Annotated in this window: 14 protein-coding genes; 13 read left to right on the forward strand and 1 reads right to left on the reverse strand. The window is 51.2% G+C overall.

Annotation, left to right across the window (positions count from 1 at the left end):
• The first annotated feature begins 16 nt into the window (after window positions 1–16).
• The 6 genes from EDM58_RS06460 (at window position 17) to EDM58_RS06485 (ending at window position 7746) form a co-directional block, all read left to right on the forward strand.
• Window positions 17–1093 (forward strand): peptidylprolyl isomerase, encoded by a 1077-nt coding sequence (locus EDM58_RS06460; RefSeq protein ID WP_122912638.1) that lies wholly within the window; start codon window positions 17–19, stop codon window positions 1091–1093.
• Window positions 1094–1340: 247 nt separating this feature from the next.
• Entirely contained in the window at window positions 1341–1883 is a 543-nt protein-coding gene (gene spoVT, locus EDM58_RS06465) for a stage V sporulation protein T (protein WP_023558900.1), read from the forward strand.
• A gap of 145 nt (window positions 1884–2028) precedes the next feature.
• Complete coding sequence (locus EDM58_RS06470) at window positions 2029–3708, forward strand: putative polysaccharide biosynthesis protein (RefSeq protein WP_122912612.1); 1680 nt, start codon at window positions 2029–2031, stop codon at window positions 3706–3708.
• A 13-nt stretch (window positions 3709–3721) separates the two neighbouring features.
• On the forward strand, window positions 3722–5215 hold the full coding sequence (yabN, locus tag EDM58_RS06475; protein WP_122912613.1) for a bifunctional methyltransferase/pyrophosphohydrolase YabN: 1494 nt from the start codon (window positions 3722–3724) through the stop codon (window positions 5213–5215).
• Complete coding sequence (locus EDM58_RS06480; RefSeq protein ID WP_122912614.1) at window positions 5212–5505, forward strand: RNA-binding S4 domain-containing protein; 294 nt, start codon at window positions 5212–5214, stop codon at window positions 5503–5505. Before yabN ends, EDM58_RS06480 begins: the two co-directional genes overlap by 4 nt.
• Before the next feature lie 105 nt (window positions 5506–5610).
• Complete coding sequence (locus tag EDM58_RS06485; RefSeq protein ID WP_122912615.1) at window positions 5611–7746, forward strand: GDYXXLXY domain-containing protein; 2136 nt, start codon at window positions 5611–5613, stop codon at window positions 7744–7746.
• Window positions 7747–7773: 27 nt separating this feature from the next.
• Here EDM58_RS06485 and EDM58_RS06490 read toward each other — a convergent pair whose 3' ends face one another.
• Window positions 7774–9039 carry an MDR family MFS transporter gene (locus tag EDM58_RS06490; protein WP_122912616.1) on the reverse strand — a complete coding sequence of 422 codons (1266 nt, stop codon included), beginning with the start codon at window positions 9037–9039 and terminating at the stop codon, window positions 7774–7776.
• Window positions 9040–9148: 109 nt separating this feature from the next.
• Here EDM58_RS06490 and EDM58_RS06495 point away from each other — a divergent pair, with 109 nt between their 5' ends.
• The 7 genes from EDM58_RS06495 to spoIIE all read left to right on the forward strand — a co-directional run bounded on the left by EDM58_RS06495 (window position 9149) and on the right by spoIIE (window position 17620).
• A complete protein-coding gene (locus tag EDM58_RS06495; protein ID WP_122912617.1) occupies window positions 9149–10936 on the forward strand; it encodes an SgrR family transcriptional regulator in 1788 nt (595 codons plus the stop codon).
• A gap of 85 nt (window positions 10937–11021) precedes the next feature.
• A complete protein-coding gene (locus EDM58_RS06500) occupies window positions 11022–13058 on the forward strand; it encodes a copper amine oxidase N-terminal domain-containing protein (RefSeq protein ID WP_122912618.1) in 2037 nt (678 codons plus the stop codon).
• Window positions 13059–13220: 162 nt separating this feature from the next.
• The gene (gene yabP, locus EDM58_RS06505; RefSeq protein ID WP_023558893.1) at window positions 13221–13505 is read left to right on the forward strand and encodes a sporulation protein YabP; all 285 of its coding nucleotides are present in this window, start codon (window positions 13221–13223) and stop codon (window positions 13503–13505) included.
• Window positions 13502–14074 carry a spore cortex biosynthesis protein YabQ gene (yabQ, locus tag EDM58_RS06510; protein WP_122912619.1) on the forward strand — a complete coding sequence of 191 codons (573 nt, stop codon included), beginning with the start codon at window positions 13502–13504 and terminating at the stop codon, window positions 14072–14074. The genes yabP and yabQ overlap by 4 nt, the downstream gene beginning before the upstream one ends.
• Before the next feature lie 9 nt (window positions 14075–14083).
• The gene (locus EDM58_RS06515; protein WP_023558891.1) at window positions 14084–14401 is read left to right on the forward strand and encodes an FtsB family cell division protein; all 318 of its coding nucleotides are present in this window, start codon (window positions 14084–14086) and stop codon (window positions 14399–14401) included.
• 43 nt (window positions 14402–14444) lie between these two features.
• Entirely contained in the window at window positions 14445–14813 is a 369-nt protein-coding gene (locus tag EDM58_RS06520) for a S1 RNA-binding domain-containing protein (protein ID WP_122912620.1), read from the forward strand.
• Between the two features lie 332 nt (window positions 14814–15145).
• A complete protein-coding gene (gene spoIIE / locus EDM58_RS06525) occupies window positions 15146–17620 on the forward strand; it encodes a stage II sporulation protein E (RefSeq protein ID WP_122912621.1) in 2475 nt (824 codons plus the stop codon).
• Window positions 17621–17678 lie beyond the last annotated feature (58 nt).

The following is a 17678-nucleotide window of genomic DNA, read 5'->3' on the forward strand; positions in this document are numbered from 1 at the left end:
GATCCAAACGATGAAAATGAACCGTTCTTTGGCGATTTTATCTACAGTTGCATTGACTTTTGCGTTGTTGACCGGATGCGGGAATGCAAAAGAAAGCGAGCAAGGCGCCGGCAATACGCCGTCCAATCAGACGGGTGCCGGACAAAACGAACAGAAGGCAGAGGATCCTAACGATCCGCTTGCCCAATTCCCGAAGCTCGATATGCCGTTTACCGTTGAACCCGATGCGACCATTGTGGAGTATCAGGGCGGCAAGATGACAGGCAAGGAGTTCGAGACGTTCTTGCGTGTCATCAATTTCATGAACCCGCAGCAAGGCGGCATGATAGAGGTCGCAGGCAAAGACGAGCTCAAAGCGTTTGCTCGTGAATATACCGCGACCAAGATCCTGTCTGACCGCGCAGATGACGCCGTCAAAAAGGAATCCAAGGATATGGCAGAACAAACCTTTGAAAAAATCAAAGGGCAGTATCTGGCGTTCTTTGGAAAAGACGAGGCCAAATTTGACAAGTTCATGGAAGGGCAAGCTGTATCGAAAGAGATGATCGTCGACCAAATGACCATTATCAATAATTCGATCAATGTTCTGAAGAAAGAGATCGGAGATCCTGAGCTGAAGAAAGAATATGATGCGCTGGATCCGGCAAACCGGACCGTTGCTTCCGTACGCCACATCCTGATCTCCACCGAGACCCGTTCACAAGAAGAGGCGCTTAAGCTGGCACAAGACCTGGAAGCTCGTCTGAAAAAGGGCGAAGACTTTGCCAAGCTGGCGACAGAATTCACCGATGACCCAGGCAGTAAAGAGAACGGCGGTCTGTATGCCGATACGATGGTGACGCAATGGGTGCCAGAATTCAAAGAGGCTGCCTTGAAACAACCGATCGGAGAAGTAGGGCCTCCTGTAAAAACGAATTACGGCTACCACATCGTGAAAGTGGAAAACCGCAAGGAAAAAACCTTTGACGAGATGAAGGAACAGCTCCGCGGAGTTGCCCTCGAGAGAGCATACGATACATTTAGCAACAGCGAGCTGGACAAGCTGGTCGTCGCTTACCATATTCCTGAGCCAAAACAACCAGCTACGAAGTAATCAGAAAAACAGGGGGTGATCACAACTCCCTGTTTTTCCGTTTTCTCGCATATTCCTGAAACGGGAACAAATACTATACTCACTCGCTACCGCCCGGGGGAGAGTAACCGAGAAAAGGCTGGAAAAAAGGAAAAAGTTGCTGCCCATACGCATAGGTAAAATTAGAATTTCAGGAAAAAATACAGGTATCCAACCACCAAGCACCTATTCACTACCCACTTCTCTTAGGAAAGCGAGGCAACAAGACATGAAAGCAACTGGTATCGTTCGTCGAATTGACGACCTCGGTAGGGTCGTGATTCCTAAGGAGATTCGCCGTACACTGCGCATTCGTGAAGGGGACCCGCTTGAGATTTTCGTGGACCGTGACGGAGAAGTCATTCTCAAGAAGTATTCGCCCATTGGAGAACTTGGTGATTTTGCAAAAGAATACGCTGACTCTCTGTACGAGAGCCTGAACCATACTGTGTTGATTTCAGACCGAGACAGCGTAATCGCAGTAGCTGGGGCTTCCAAAAAGGAATATCTGGAAAAGTCGATTGGCAGCATTGTAGAGAAGAGCCTGGAGGAACGCAAAACGCGGTTGGAGAAAAATGCTGGAACATATGAGATTTGTCGTGATGTTAGCGAGACTTACGGTTCGTTCGTTGTCGCACCGATTGTCGCAGGCGGTGATCCTATCGGGTCCGTCATTCTTCTGAACAAGAATGAATCGACCAAAATGAGCGATCTCGAAATGAAGATGGCCGAGACAGCAGCAGGCTTCCTGGCGAAGCAGATGGAGCAGTAGGTTTGGCCTGTATCACAAGGAAGCAGCCCTCTTATGCGCGGGGCTGCTTTTTTGTTTGCAGACCTTGCCTGGCGCTTTTTTCTTACGCAAAGGCATGTGATATAATGAACGAAGTTTCTGGTTGGAGAGGAGAACATTCACGTCTATGGCTCAGGAGAAGACATCTTTACTGTTTGTGAAAGGCGCCGCGATTCTTGGGGTTGCCGGTCTCGTCTCCAAACTTTTAGGAGCGGTATACCGCATTCCGTATCAAAATATTGCCGGCGATATCGGTTTGTACGTCTATATGCAAGTCTACCCGTTGTATACCACCTTGTTGATTCTGGCTACAGCGGGCTTTCCGATCGCGATCTCCAAGATTGTATCGGAACGCACGGCGATCGGTGATGTGCAGGGAGCACGCAGGTCTTTTCGCGTCGCGAGCGTCGCTTTATTGATACTTGGGCTCTTTTTCTTCCTGCTTTTATTTGGCGGAGCGCCGTTTATTGCGGATTTCATGGGTGACGATCACCTGACTACACCGCTGCGGGCAGTTGCATGGTCGCTGCCGCTGCTGCCGATGGTAGCGATACTGCGCGGTTATTTTCAGGGACATCAAAACATGATGCCGACGGGCGTCTCCCAAGTCATGGAGCAATTGATCCGGGTTGTTTTCATTCTGCTGGCTGCTTACTGGGCGATCTATATCCATGAGGATGCTTACCTCGCGGGTACTGGGGCTGTCTTCGCTGCCTTTCCCGGGGGAGTGGCTGCAGTGCTCGTCCTCTTGTGGTATTGGAGGCGGGACAAGAAGAACAATCCTGCCCTGTACGCCGACACGCCAGTGGATGAGGGCGACGCTCCATCCGCGAACAACCCTGCGTGGAGCAATCGTCAGGTGCTGGCAAGTCTGTTGCGGTATGCGCTGCCCATCTGTATTGGTGCATTGGTGCTGCCGCTGATCCCCCTGGTCGATTCGATCACCGTCATCAATATGCTGCAGTGGAGCGGGATGGAGGAGCATTTGGCGAAGGTGATGAAGGGGGCGTTTGACCGCAGTCAGCCGCTGATTCAGTTTGGCACCTTTTTTGCGACCTCTCTATCGTTGGCATTGGTTCCGGCGATTAGCGAAGCAGCTGCCCAGCGCCAGCACCAGTTAATTGCTACCCGTTCCGAGATTGCCATTCGCCTCACCTTTTTGTTGGGGCTTCCGGCATCGGTCGGACTGGCTTTGCTGGCAGAACCCGTCAATGTCATGCTGTACGGGGACAGCAATGGGACGCAGGCGATCGCGGTGCAGTCCCTGACGATCGCGTTCGCTACTTTAAGCATCGCCAGTGCGGGAATTTTGCAGGGCTTGGGCAGAGTCATGCGCCCTGCCCGCAATCTGCTGATTGGAGTTGTGGTCAAGCTGGTGTTCAACTTGCTGCTCGTTCCTTTCTGGGGCATTACAGGCGCAGCCTTGTCTACGGTATTGGCTTACTTCGTGGCGATGGGCCTCAATGTACTTGGCGTGAAAAAATATACAGGTGCGAAGATCAGTTGGCGCCAAACAGCGCTTAGACCCTTCCTGTCCGTGCTGGTGATGGCGATTGTCGTCCTGGTAGTGGAATGGGGCGGCTATGCGCTTTTGGGCGGCGTAATCAAGTCAGAGCGCCTGTTCCATACCATGGTTGGTCTGGTAGCCGTCGGTGCAGGAGCCCTCGTCTATCTGTTGGCGCTGTTGAAGACAGGCGGCTTGACCAGAGGAGACATTCTCTATTTGCCCAAAGGGAAGCGAATCTCTGCCTTCCTCACCCGATTCCGTCTGTTGCCGCCCAGCAAGGACCATGTCGAGAACATATAAGGAGATGTGACGAGTGGATAAAAAGAGAAGCACGATCACGGTATTGGGCTTGGGGGCAGGCGATCTCGACCAACTACCTTATGGTATCTACCGCAAGCTGAAAGAGGCCAAAAACCTTTTCCTGCGGACGCGTGAACACCCTGTCGTCGCGCAATTGGCAGCAGAAGGAGTCGCTTTCGCCTCTTATGATGATGTCTACGAGAAGTACGATTCTTTTGCTGAGGTGTATGAGGAGATTGCCCGGCAATTGTTAGCGGCCGCGGAAAAGGATGGCGATATCGTCTATGCCGTTCCCGGTCATCCGCTGGTCGCAGAGCGTACCGTACAGCTCCTGCTGGAAAAAGGGGATGCTCAGGGCATCCAGATCGAGATCATGGGTGGGCAAAGCTTTCTCGATCCCCTATTTGCACGACTAAAAATCGATCCGATCGAAGGATTTGCCCTGCTGGACGGGACTGCACTCAAGGCAGATCAAGTATCGCCTGGCTTACATACGATCATCGCGCAGGTATACGATCCGATGATTGCGTCCGATGTCAAGCTGACGCTGATGGACGTCCTGCCTGATGATTATCCGGTGACGGCAGCGACGGCAGTCGGCGTAGCCGGGCAGGAGCGGATCGAGACGGTGCCGCTCTACGAATTGGATCGTCTCGATCACTTCGGCAACCTGTCATTGGTCTACGTGCCGCCAGCGAGAGAAGAGCGGATCTGGTACCGGCAGTTTTCTTATCTGAAGGAGATTGTGGCGATTCTGCGCAGTCCGGAAGGCTGCCCGTGGGATCGCGAGCAGACGCATCAAAGTATCCGCAAAAACCTGATCGAAGAAACCTATGAAGTCCTCGAGACCATAGACGATGAGGATCCGGATGCGATGTGCGAGGAATTGGGCGATTTGTTGATGCAGATCATGCTCCACTCGCAGATGGCTGCTGAGGACGGCTATTTTACCGTGGAGGATGTCGTCGCCGGACTGAATGAAAAGCTGGTTCGCCGTCATCCGCATGTATTTGGCGAAAAGCATGCCGATGACGCTGTAGAGGCACTGGCCAACTGGCAGGAGATCAAAGCACAGGAAAAGGCAGCGAAGGGAATCGACGTGGCCAACCAATCGCAATTGGCTGGGATTCCGCGCGACTTGCCGGCATTGATGTACGCCTACAAGCTGCAGAAGAAAGCCGCTCAGATCGGTTTTGACTGGGACGATGTGGCAGATGTTTACGGCAAGATCGAAGAGGAGTACCGCGAGCTGAGGGAAGCATCCGAGCAGGATCGGGCAGAAGAACTGGGCGATCTGCTTTTCGCCGTCGTCAACCTGGCTCGTTTTCTCAAGCTCGACCCGGAAGAAGCGCTCGCGATGACCAACAAGAAATTCAAACGGCGTTTTTCCTATATCGAAAGCAAATTGAAAGAGACAGGACGCTCCTTCGATGAGACGGACCTGCAAGAGATGGACAAGTGGTGGGAGGAAGCCAAGCACCGCGAAAAAGGGGGAGAAGTGCAGTGAGGCTCGATAAATATCTGAAAGTATCACGCCTGATCAAACGGCGTACGCTGGCAAAAGAGGTGTGCGACAAAGCGCGGGTGGAAATCAATGATCGCCCCGCCAAGGCATCCAGCAATGTCAAAATCGGCGACAAGCTGGCGATTCGCTTCGGTCAGAAGATCGTGACCGTGCAAGTAGAGGATATCAAGGAAAATCCGCGCAAGGAAGAGGCAGCATCTCTGTATCGCGTATTGGGAGAAGTACCTGTGCCGCGTGATGAAAAAGAAGAAGATGCCTACCTCAAGGGATAAGGCGTGGAGAAGGAAGAGGCAGTGTTTTTGCAGCCTCTTCTTTTTTAGGCAAGAAAAAGAATATAATGAGGGTGAGTGAATTACAGAAGGAAAGGAGTGATCGGTATGAACGGTAATGTCGTACGTCTGGGGTATTTGCTCGCGATTTCACTTCTTCTGTCTGCACTCCTGTATTTTTTTGCTTCAAATTGGCCGGCAATGGATCGCTGGGGTAAAATCGGGATCAGCGTATCAGTATTGATTCTCTTTTACCTGGTTTCCTACCTGGTCGCTTACCTGTTGAAAAGGCATTCGTTTATCAGCAACTGGCTGTTGCTCGCGGGCTGTCTTTCATTCGGCGTCAGTGTCGCCTTGCTGGGGCAAATTTACAATTCCCACGCTGACAGCTACATGCTGTTTGTCGTTTGGCTGATTCCGAGCCTGCTCTTTTCGTTGTTGACGCGTTATCAGCCCTTTTATGTCATCAGTTTTGTGCTTGCCCACCTGGCCCTTTGGTTCTTCCTCGACCCTTCAGTCGTCCATGTCACCCGGGAGGATGCCTGGTGGTTCATGATCTTTTGGATCATCGGCCTTTTGGATTTTGTTCTTTTCTGGTTGACGTATACCCAGCGCCTGCAATCCAGGGCGATTCAATATTTGTCTTTTGCCGTCTTCTCTCTTGCGCTTTTTTGCTCCTCTTTTGTGGAGGTATACGGCCCCTTCCCGGAGCTTCTTTACATGCTGGTTGGCGCGGCCTTGTTTTATCTGTTTTTGAAATGGATGCCTAACCGCGGTCTGCTGGTGGCCAAATCGGCCCTCCTCGCCCTGTTTGTCATCGCCAACTTCTTTTGGTACATGTTCGAGTATTACTCGGAAGGGTTTTTTCTCCTCAGTCTGCTGGTAGCCGGGCTGCTTGTATGGGGAGCGGTTGTGGCAATCAAATGGCTCAAATCCTCCAATCGCCAGGAGAGCATGTGGCTGCGTTTTTTTCAGGAGGCCTTCATGGTGCTCGTCACCACAGTGGCTTCCCTGATCGCCTCGGTCTCGATCACGGGATTCATGTTTCTGGTGTTTTCGGATTCGACTGCGGTGCTCTATTTCACCTTTTTTCTCTCCGTGGTCGGCTTTTTGGGTCCGGTTGTCCTGTATAAAGGGATGAATGCCACGGTTCGCTATACCCTGCTGATGATGGGCTATCTGATGGGGGCGTCCTCGGCGATATTTTTGGAAAACGGGGTCTGGATACTTTTCCTGATCATCGTCGCCGTGGTGTGGTTTATCCTTCCGAGCGTAGCGGGGAGGCTGCTGACGCAGTTTACCTTCCTCGTCGTGCTTGGCATCGAGTTGTACGATATATTCCCGCACGAGTGGGTCATGCTGCTGCTGTTCGTGTTTCAGATGGGGATGTATGTCCTGTGGCGGGGGTCGCCAGTACTGCGAAACACATCGTTAAGCTACGCCCTGTTCTTCCTGCTGCTGCTGACGGAATGGTCTGATCGCGGGACGCTCCTTCTGGTCTCCAACCTGGGCTTTTTTGCTCTCAGTACCTTTTTGCTGTACTGGACGTTGCAGCGTCAGCGGGGAAGCTGGGAATTTGGGATTACACTCGCATTTTGGTTTGCGTTTCTCGCAATGAAATACTACGACTTTGTCTGGAGCCTGTTGCACAAGTCGCTCAGTCTCTTACTGTTGAGCCTCGTATTTTTCGCTGTCAGCGGGTGGCTGGATCGTCGTGCAAAATACGAAGGGACGTCGGAAAAGCCGCCGATTGTTGCTGTCAAGCGTCTGCTGCTCGTGCCTGTCATCCTGCTTCAATTGGTGATTGTCGGCTACCAGGTCTGGAGCAGCGAGACCATTCTGGCGCAAGGCACGCTCGTCAAGCTGGAGCTGCAGCCGGTCGATCCGCGTTCTCTGTTGCAAGGCGATTATGTCCAGCTGAGATACACGATCTCCAGATTGGATAGCGAAGATCTGCCGCATGGAGAAAACATTCGTGTCGTGTTGCGAAAGCAGGCTGATGGTGTGTACGGTTACAGTGGTTATTTCGAGTTGGACGGTGCTTGGAACCGCGAATATCAGGCACAGCCTGACGATGTGATCATCAATGGAACGACGCTTGGCTCGTCACAGGTGGAGTATGGGATCGAAAGTTATTTTGTCCCGGAAGGCACCGGCCTGGAAGTCGAAAGAAATGCCAGGTTTGCGTATGTAAAGGTAGGAAAAAAGGGAGACGCCATTCTGGAAAGCTTGGCTGAACAGTAATAACAAAGGAAGGAAGCTGCCCGCGTGTCAGGCAGCTTCCTTCATGCTATTCTCCCGCTCCAACCCGCGAACCACGAGACGGACGAGCAATAAGCCCATGACACCCAATCCCGCGAATAATAAAGCCATGCCGTAAGAGGGGAGAAAGGCGCCCAAGCTGATCCCAATGGCTCCACTCAGCTTCGCCCCTTGGAGCACGAGGCCATTTACCGCCATGTACGAGCTTCTGGCATCGTCGCGCACGATCTCGGCCAGGTAGGTTTGCCGGGTCGGAATATGCATCAACTCTCCTACAGTTGCCAGAAACATGGTGAGGACGATCACCCAAAGGGAGTTGCTGTACGTGGTGACGGCGTAGCCGAAGATGTACAGCAGTGCTCCAATATACATCGCAGTGGCTGGGCGTGTTTTGCCGATCAGCTTGGTCACCAGCAAGGACAGGCACACCACCAGCAAGGTGTTCTCCAATTGAATCAGGCTAAACACTTTAATTCCCGTGATTTCCAGGGCGAACCAGTCGAAAAATTGCAGGGTCTGCGTCTGGAATTCTTGCGACAGGCGCACGGCAATGTAATTGGATGTCTGAAACTCAAGAGCAAAAATGAAGAGTCCCCCGAGTGAGTACAGGAGAAAACGCCGATCCTGGAGCACCTTTTTGTAGCTCTTTACCAAATCCGCCAGCAGCCTGCTGCCCGCAGGCAGGGAAGTCTGCCGGGTAGGCTGATACGACTCCTGCATGAAAAAGCGTGTAATGATCAGGGTGACAAAACCGACGAGTGTGAGTGCGAGCAGCAGTTCAAAGCGATGTGTCGCAAAGTAAAGTCCGCCAAATACCGAACCGATGGCAATCGACAGGTTGGAAGCCCAGTAGCTGATGCTGTACATAAAGGTCCGGTTTTCTTTGGTGCTGACATCGATCAGCATGGCGTCAGCGGCGGGGTTGATCAAACCGTTGCTGGCGCTTTGCAAAAGCATCATGGCGAACGTCAGCCAGGCAGAGTCCAGAAGCGGTGAATTGGCGAGCGTCATCATTGTGAAGGCACCGCATTGAATGAGTTGTCCGTAGACCAGCACCTTTTTTCGACCCCAGCGATCCGCGATATACCCCCCGTAAAAACTTGTCAGGATCTGCGCGCAGATCGTCGCAAACAAGAGAAATCCGGCCAAAGCCTGCCCCAGCTTGTCGGAAAAGTAAATCGCCATAAAGGGAAAAATCATCGTCCCGACGACACGGGTCAAAAAAGAAGTAATAATGCGTATGCGAATGTTCGGATGCAATTGTAGAAAGCCCATATGCATTTCTCCTTTCTCTCTGCTATCATTGTTACGGAATAAAAGAGGAAGAAAAAGTGCAAATACAAAGGAGTAATTTCACCTTTTTGCTAAGGGAACGGTGAGGCTTGTGAAAAGCAATGAACACTTCATGCAAATGCTGTGGGGGCTGAACGATTGGGAGCGCGGGCATGAACAGGTGATGAAGATAGAGGAGTTGTCCCGACTTCTTTCATGTACTCCCCGCAACGTGAAACTGATCCTGCGCAAATGGGAAAGCGAGGGCTTGCTTCGCTGGAAGGCGGGCGTGGGGCGAGGCAATCCTTCCACATTGGAGATCCTGTGCGATACGACCGATTTTTTGACGGAGCATTTCAAGAAATTGCTTACGGATGGCAAAGTAGGGGAAGCAGTGGGATTGATCAATCATCCACGGATGCCTGTTGCGGCAAAGCGCGTACTGCAGGATGTATGGAACAATCAGTTTGGTCTCCACGAGGACAAGACGACACAGGTCAGTGCAGATGTGCTGCGCATCCCCAGAACACGCGCCTTCAGCTCCCTGGACCCGATCTATGTGGCGGTGGCAGCCGAGAGCCATTTCCTCCAGCAAATCTGCCATCGCTTGATTGAATTTGACGCACAGAAGCAGCAGTTTATCCCCCTGCTCGCCTATGCTTGGGAATGCAATGAGGATATGACCGCCTGGACCTTTTACCTGCGCAAAGGGGTTCGTTTTCATCACGGCCGCCAGCTTTCGAGCAAAGACGTCGTCTATACCGTGGAACGTCTGCAAAAGCTTGATTCCCCCTATCAATGGCAGATGGAGGATGTTCTCTGGCTGGAGCAGCATCATGAAAGGAAAATCACGTTTCATCTGAGCCGACCCAACGGTTTTTTTCTTCATCTGGTCGGTTCGATTGCCATGTCGATCTTGCCGTACGATGTCCCCTTTTCCGAACGCTCCATCATCGGTACGGGTCCCTTTCGCGTGACTGAGTTTACGAGTGAAAGACTGGTTCTCGAGGCTTTCGAAGAGTATTACCGGGAGCGGGCATTGTTGGATCGAGTGGAGATCTGGGTCGTTCCGGAGTCATCTTATCCGGACAAAAGGTACCTGCTGCCCGAAGAGATGGGTTCGTCTGAGGGGCGAACAGGAAAGCAGCGGGTAGAGCATCAGGAGGTAGGCTGTTATTTCCTAGGCTTCAATTTTAACCGTTCTGGCGTTCAGCACGATTACGCCTTTCGCAAGGCCATGCGCCTGGCACTGGATCGCAGAGAGTATATTGCCGATCTTCAAGCGGATCAGGAAAATCCGGTGAGGGAATATTCGCCAGCCGGCAGCTTTCTGCCGGAGAAAAGCAGGACGATGTCTTTTCCCCAGGCATCTTTGGATGAAGCTGCAGCCTGGCTTCAGAAAAGCTCTTATCGCGGAGAAACACTCACATTTTTCGTCAGTGAGGGGCACACGCATCTGCAGGAGGGGAAATGGGTGCAGGAGCGATGCCGAAAGATCGGGATTCAGCTCCTCATCGAAGTGTTGCGAAAAGAAGAATATCTGTCTCCCTCCAATCGAATGGTCCTGGAGGCTGATATGGCGATGATGGGGGAAGTGCTGCAGCGAGATATTGAAATGGGCTTGATCGAGGTCTATAAAAACAACTGTACGATGGTCCACCGATTTTTGGATGATGACAAGCGAGCTTTCGTGGAAAGGAGCTTGTCCCAGGTGCTTCGCTTGCCTGATCGGGAAAAAAGGATGCAGGCTCTGGCCAGGATCGAGGACAAGGTAAATGAGGAGCTGTGGCTGCTGTTCCACGTGCATATCAAGCGCAAGGATCAGTTCCACCCCGCGCTGCAAGGCGTTACGATCGACGCGTTTGGGTGGGGAGACTTCTCCAAAATGTGGGTGAAATAATCCCCAATCGTTACCAGTCTGTAACCCTTTCCCGCGAACTTTTCTTTATCATAGTGGAGATTGCAGGGAAAAGGAGGCGTTTTTTTTGCGCAAAAGTTTGAAAAAAAGCATGTCTGTTCTTCTGGCGACATCGGTCCTTGCCAGTCCCATTGTTGTGTTGCCCCATGCCGCTTATGCTCTTGAAATCGATGATGTATCGGCTGACGATACAGATACCGATGAAGAAACTGAATATACGATTGAATTTACGATTGAGAAGGCTCTTTCATCCGGGGATGAAATTATTGTCAAGTTTCCTTCCGGCTATGAAGTAGACAAAAAGTTGAAAGTAAAGGACGTCACGCTAGAGGACGATGACGATGATGAAATTGACATCGATGACGTATCGGTCAGCGGACGTACAGTAACAATCGAGCTTGGGGAAAAAATCAGCAAAAACACGTCGCTGATCCTGACCATCGATGGCATTACCAACCCTGGAAGCAAAGGCGACTACAAAATCAGTGTAGAAACCACAAATGAAAAATCCGTTTCCGAAAAAATCTCCATCGGAAAATCTTCGAGCAAGAGCAGCAGCAGCAGCCGATTTGACGTTTCTCTGGGGAAAAACACAGCCGGAGATACCACGTCAGTTTCTTTGGGCAAATTTAATCTGAGCTCCAAGCTGGTCAAAGGAAAGTATATTTATGTCACCATGCCGAGCAGGGACATGCTTCCGAAAGAAATCGACCGTTCAGATGTCAAGGTAAACGGTGAGCGGGCACAAAAAGTCACGCTATCCGGAAGCAGCACCATTCGCATTGAAGTGCCAAGCGGGGCAGACGGGGACAAAACCCTGAAGCTGGACTTCTCATCGTCTGCGGGGATTGTAAACCCTTCTTCCTCAGGCAAATCCTATACCTATGAGATCGAATACGACAACAAGACATACCGTTCCGAAACATTCGAAATCAAGGAATCCTCATCCAGCAGCAGTTCTTCGAATTTCGATGTATCGCTTTCCGACAAAAGTGCCGGAGCGCGAACAAGCTATACGTTTGATCTCGATTTGTCCTCCAAGCTGTATGCCAATACCGATATCCAGGTAGAATTCCCGAGCATCGAGATGGTTCCACCTGTCATCTCCAGCTACAACGTCACGGTAAACGGGCAACAGGTGTCGAATATCTCGGTAAATGGAAACCGCGTATCCTTCCGCACACCGAGCGGATTCACCAGCAGCAACTCGCTGGAGATCAAATTCTCTCAAGACGCCTACCTGATCAACCCGCGTACAGCAGGGACGTACGAAATGACCATAAAAGTCGACGGCAAAACCTACCGTTCCAAAAAATTTGACGTCGGCGGCTCCTCAGCTGTCACTCCTGTGCAAGTAGACAACAGCACAGCGACGATTGCATTGACAAGAGCTACAGCTTCGACACCTGCCGGATTGCAGGTGGGCATCAAAGGTCTCGGCGTTCCTCTGGCCAAAGGACGGGACTTCGTCGAAATCGTGATGCCTGCAGGATTCCGTGTACCTGCCTACGTTGCGCCAAACACCGTAACCGTAAACGGAATGGCTGCCAACTATGTCGGTGTGCGGGGACAAAACCTGATTATCTACCCATCACAGGACATTCCTGCACGTACCGCTGTACAAGTGAACGTGACAGAAGCGGCGAGCATCGTAAATCCGGCGACTACAGGCGTCTACAGCATCTCGGTCTTTACCTCTGAGGAACAAGGTCTGCTGTTCGCACGTCCGATCAATATCGTTGCTTTGAATGGAGTCAGCTTTAAGGCAAATGTCGCTTCCTATACCAAAGGCGGCAAAACCTTTGCCTTGACCGCCGCTCCATATACCGTGAATGGGCACACATTGATGCCAGCCTCCTTCTACAAGGATGGACTCGGTTTGTCTACCACCTGGAACAATTCTACTGCTCGCATCGTAAGCGGAAATACCACGATGCAGTTCAAGGTAGGCTCCAATATTGCCACAGTGAACGGTCAGAATATTACCTTGCCTGTCGCTGTTCAATTGAAAAACAATATTCCGGTGATTCCGCTTCGTTTTGTCATGGATCGGACCGGTTACAACATCATCTACGTAAACGGCAACTACACCGTCTACAAATAAGCTTGACTCGCATCATGAGGAAAAGACCCGTTAGGATCAACACTTGCCCGAGTGTTCATCCCGCGGGTCTTTCGCTTCTTTTCGACGCAAAAACTTCTCATAAACGGACATCCCCTCCCATACGATGGTACAAGAAGGGGATGTTTAGGGGGGGAAGTTAGCATGAATGAGCACATAAAACGGCCTCGGCATGAAGTCGTGATGATCAATCGTCGCAGTTTGGCGATTTCAGGGGTAAAAAACGTTGAAAGCTTTGACAGCGAGGAATTTCTCCTGGAGACGGAAGGCGGCTTTTTAACCATACGTGGCCAAAATTTGCACATGAAAAATCTGAGTCTGGAAACCGGAGAAGTGGCGATCGAGGGTCTCGTACATGAAATGGCCTATCTGGAGCAAGGACAGGTCGGGGATCGGTCGAGAGGGTTCTTCGGCAAGTTGTTCAAGTGAGCATCGGAGTTCAGTTTCAAACCGTATTGGCCATGTTGACGTGTGGGGCTTTGATGGGAATGGGATTTGATACGTATCATGTCTTCAAGGGAAAAAGCAGGCTGCCAGGCTGGATCGTATTTATCTGCGACCTTCTCTTCTGGCTTGGGAGTATGGCACTAGTTTTTTTGATTTTAGTCAAGGTGAACGACGGTTTTATCCGTTTCCCTATCTTTTTCGGAGTGATTATAGGCGCGTGGTTGTATTTCGTAGTAGGTAGTAAGAAGTATATTCATTTCCTGCATCGCGTGATAGAATTTTCACAGTGGTTATATCGAACCATTTTACTTGTGATTGATACGCTTTTGGTTCGCCCCATTCTGTTTTTTTACCGAGCGATCCTGATGTTGCTGGCATTTTTGTACTCGGTATTGCTTTGGATCATGGGGTTTGTGTGGAAGTTGACGCGTTTTGTCACTTCGCCTTTTGCCAGATGGGGTCAACATTTGGGGAAAAAAATGCTCGGTCAAACAAAAGGGTTTTGGAAAAATTGGAAGAATTGGTTTCCATCAAAGAGAAAACGGGAGTAAAGATCAGAGGTGAGCAAAGTGAAGAAGGCAGTTTCCTCTCCAACGAATCGAAAAGGACAGAAACGCAGGATCCGGCTCTTTTTCTTTGTGATCCTTTTATGCTTTATCTGGACTGGCTATACCATGTACATGCAAAGCGGGGTCTTGGCCCAGAAGAAGGCAGAGTTGGAGGTGCTCCAGCAGGAATCAGCTGTATTGAAGCAGCAGAATGAGGAGCTTACCTACGAGGCGAGTCGGCTGAATGACCAGGAATACATGGCAGAGCTGGCAAGAAAGCGCCTTAACTTTACAAAACCAGGGGAGAGCATTTACGTAATTCCCGAATAAAATAGACGACGGATCTTCTAGGAGAGGGAGGACATCCACGCTCATGGGAGTCGAGATCGGGAGCAAACTCGAAGGGAAAGTGACGGGTATCACCAGGTTCGGCGCGTTTGTAGAACTTCCAGGAGGAGAGACTGGCCTGGTACATATCAGCGAAATTGCGGATACTTTCGTCAAGGACATCCACCAATTCCTCAAGGTAGGAGATGTGGTGACTGTCAAAGTCCTGAATCTGAGAGACGGAAAAATTGGGTTGTCGATCAAGAAGGCGAAAGAGCAGGAAAGACCGTCTCGTCCCGTGCGTGAACGAGGAGAAGCATTTGAAGACAAGCTGAACAGATTTTTGAAAGAGAGTGAGGACCGCCAATCTTCCCGCAGGAAGCATGCAGATAAGCGCGGCCGCAGCCGAAAATAAATCAAAATATTACGAGTATTCCCACTTTGTATATTATCCAATTTCTCTTCCAAATCAGGAAGGGCATTTGAAGAACGTGCCGAATAGGTAATATAAGCCCGTTTCGCGAAGCGCGAATCACCTGTCAGCCGACGTTGTCCGCCATAACGTCGGCTTTTTTCTTTTGAAACCCCTGTACTCCGGTATAGGGGTTTTTTCGTGTCCGGATGTCCAAACGTGTCAATGATTTTGTCGCACGATTTCTGGAATACACCTTGGTATTTTGACAAATTTTACATAACCGCCTCCGTATAATGGAGACACAAAACGAACAAGGACGGGGTGGTGCAAACATGATCGCAAACAAAAACGTAACAGGAACGAGTCAGGCATGGGCTCGTCAAGTATCAGAACAAGTCCATACCACTGCGGATACATGGACGGAGAAAGTGGCACAAGCCGCACAAAAGTGGAACGTGCTCCCCTTGTTAATGGGATTTTTACTGGGGCGCGCGTTGATTCTCGAAGAGCTGACGCCATTCGTCGTCCCTTATTTTATGGTGATGTTCTATTTGCGACGCGATTTGCTAGCAGCGACCGGGCTAGCCTTGATCGCGGGAGCATTTTCCCAGACCGTGCCGGTGGGGCTGCAAGCAGTGCTGAGTGTGGTTCTTGCCTTGCTGGCTTGCAAGCTAAGCGAGCGGTTTCGCCAGAAGGACTTTTCCCGAACGCCGCTTTTCGTGATGGTCACGGTTTTTATCAGCCATCTGCTCTACAACGTATTGACCGATCAGGTGAATACCTATGAGCTGGTAATGGTCGGGGTTGAATCCATACTGGGTTTTATCCTGACGCTGATCTTCATTCAATCTTTGTCCATCATCCATTTGGCCAAGCCTTATGAACCGCTGAAAAACGAAGAAATCGTCTCCCTGGTCATCCTGCTTGCTTCCCTTATGACGGGGACGGTCGATTGGGTAGTCGAAGGCATCTCGATGGAGCATGTTTTGTCACGTTACTTGCTGCTGCTATTTGCATTCGTAGGTGGCGGAACCATAGGGGCCGCTGTTGGTGTCGTGACCGGGCTCATCCTGAGTCTCGCCAATGTTGGAGCTTTGCAGCAAATCAATCTGTTGGCTTTCTCGGGCTTATTGGCCGGCTTGTTGAAGGAAGGTGGAAAAGTCGGCGTCTCTGCCGGATTGCTGATTGGCACTGCAATTTTGGCAATCTATGGGGGCGCGCAAGATATCCTCTACCTCTCTTTGGTGGAAACCTCGCTGGCGATCGTTCTTTTTATCCTGACGCCAGCAGCCCTTTGGAAAAAGGTGGCCCGGTTCATTCCCGGCACTGTGGAAAACCAGCAGTCTCACCAGGAATACATGCGCCGCGTACGCGATGTGACAGCAGGAAAAATCCAGCAGTTTTCCGATCTGTTTACGCAATTGTCGCATAGCTTTGCCCAGACAGCAGACCCAGAGGAAAGCGAGGAGCAGGCGGACGCCTTCCTCAGCAGGGTCACGGAATTTACATGTCAAAAATGCTGGAAGAAAGAGCAATGCTGGGAAAAAGACATGCAGTCGACCTATGAAGGAATGCGCTGGCTGGCGGAAAAGGTACATGAAAACGGGACCTTGGCGGGCATTACACCGCCGCGTGAATGGGAGCGAAAATGCGTCAAGACCGAGAAAGTGCTGACCGTCATGGAGCAGGAATACGACCGAGAGCAATCATTCGAGATATTGAAAAAACAAGTAAAAGAGAGCCGCAAGCTCGTAGCCGATCAGCTATCAGGAGTATCGCGCGTCATGCGTGATTTTGCCCAGGAAATTCAGCGCGAGGGCATGGAGCTGAGCTTTCAGGAGAAACAGGTCTCGAAGGCATTGGAGGGACTGGGTCTCTCTGTCCGGCGCGTGGATATACACAGTCTGGAGGAAGGCAAGGTCGATATCGAGATCAGCCAACCCTCCTGCTATGGAAGAGATGAGTGCGCCAAAATCGTGGCGCCGATGCTGACGGAAATCCTGGGCGAAAATATCATCGTCCGGGAACGGCATTGCGAAGCGCAAAAAGACGGCTCCTGCACGATGTGTCTGGCTTCAGCCAAAACGTTTGAGATCGATATCGGCATCGCGGGAGCAGCCAAGGACGGCAAGCTGCTATCCGGGGACAGCTTCCGCACGATGGATCTGGGCAATGGCAAAATGGCGCTGGCGATCAGCGACGGCATGGGCAATGGTGAACGCGCTTTCCTCGAAAGCCAGTCCGCCCTGGATATGCTCCAGCAGCTTTTGCGTTCCGGTATTGATGAAAAGCTCTCGATCAAGACCGTCAATTCTGTTCTCGCCCTGCGCTCGACAGATGAAATGTTTGCAACCGTCGATCTGGCTTTGGTCGATTTGCAGACCGCCCATACGCGCTTTGTCAAAATCGGCTCCACCCCCAGCTTTGTCAAAAGGGGGCCCGATGTGATCACGATCTCGGCCAACAATCTGCCGGTAGGAATCCTGGAAGAGATCGAGGTGGACGTGGTCTCCCGCACGCTGAAGCCGGGAGACCTGCTGATCATGATGTCTGACGGGATCTACGAGGCGCCGCGGCATATTGAAAACAGGCAGGCGTGGATGAAGCGGATTATCGCCGAGCTGGAGACGGACAATCCGCAGGAAGTGGCTGATCTGCTGCTGGAAAAGGTGATTCGCCAGCATTCCGGGAAGATTGTGGATGACATGACGGTCCTCGTTGCCCGCATTGATCGCTTTGTGCCGCAATGGTCGGCGATACAGGTCCACGGCATGCAAAAGCTGGAGCGGCCCAGGATTGTGAGCTAGAAAGGTATGTTTTCCCACCTGCTAGTCGATACTGTTGCTAAAACAGGCAGAATGGGGA

Origin of the sequence: Brevibacillus panacihumi (genome assembly GCF_003710985.1) — a bacterium.
Classification (GTDB): Bacteria; Bacillota; Bacilli; order Brevibacillales; family Brevibacillaceae; genus Brevibacillus; species Brevibacillus panacihumi.

Bases quoted from the DNA above. Each gene is read 5' to 3' on its own strand.
- spoIIE (WP_122912621.1), top strand. From the start codon at position 15,146: ATGATCGCAAACAAAAACGTAACAGGAACGAGTCAGGCATGGGCTCGT.
- EDM58_RS06460 (WP_122912638.1), top strand. From the start codon at position 17: ATGAACCGTTCTTTGGCGATTTTATCTACAGTTGCATTGACTTTTGCG.
- EDM58_RS06470 (WP_122912612.1), top strand. From the start codon at position 2,029: ATGGCTCAGGAGAAGACATCTTTACTGTTTGTGAAAGGCGCCGCGATT.
- EDM58_RS06485 (WP_122912615.1), top strand. From the start codon at position 5,611: ATGAACGGTAATGTCGTACGTCTGGGGTATTTGCTCGCGATTTCACTT.
- EDM58_RS06520 (WP_122912620.1), top strand. From the start codon at position 14,445: ATGGGAGTCGAGATCGGGAGCAAACTCGAAGGGAAAGTGACGGGTATC.
- spoVT (WP_023558900.1), top strand. From the start codon at position 1,341: ATGAAAGCAACTGGTATCGTTCGTCGAATTGACGACCTCGGTAGGGTC.
- EDM58_RS06490 (WP_122912616.1), bottom strand. From the start codon at position 9,039: ATGGGCTTTCTACAATTGCATCCGAACATTCGCATACGCATTATTACT.
- yabP (WP_023558893.1), top strand. From the start codon at position 13,221: ATGAATGAGCACATAAAACGGCCTCGGCATGAAGTCGTGATGATCAAT.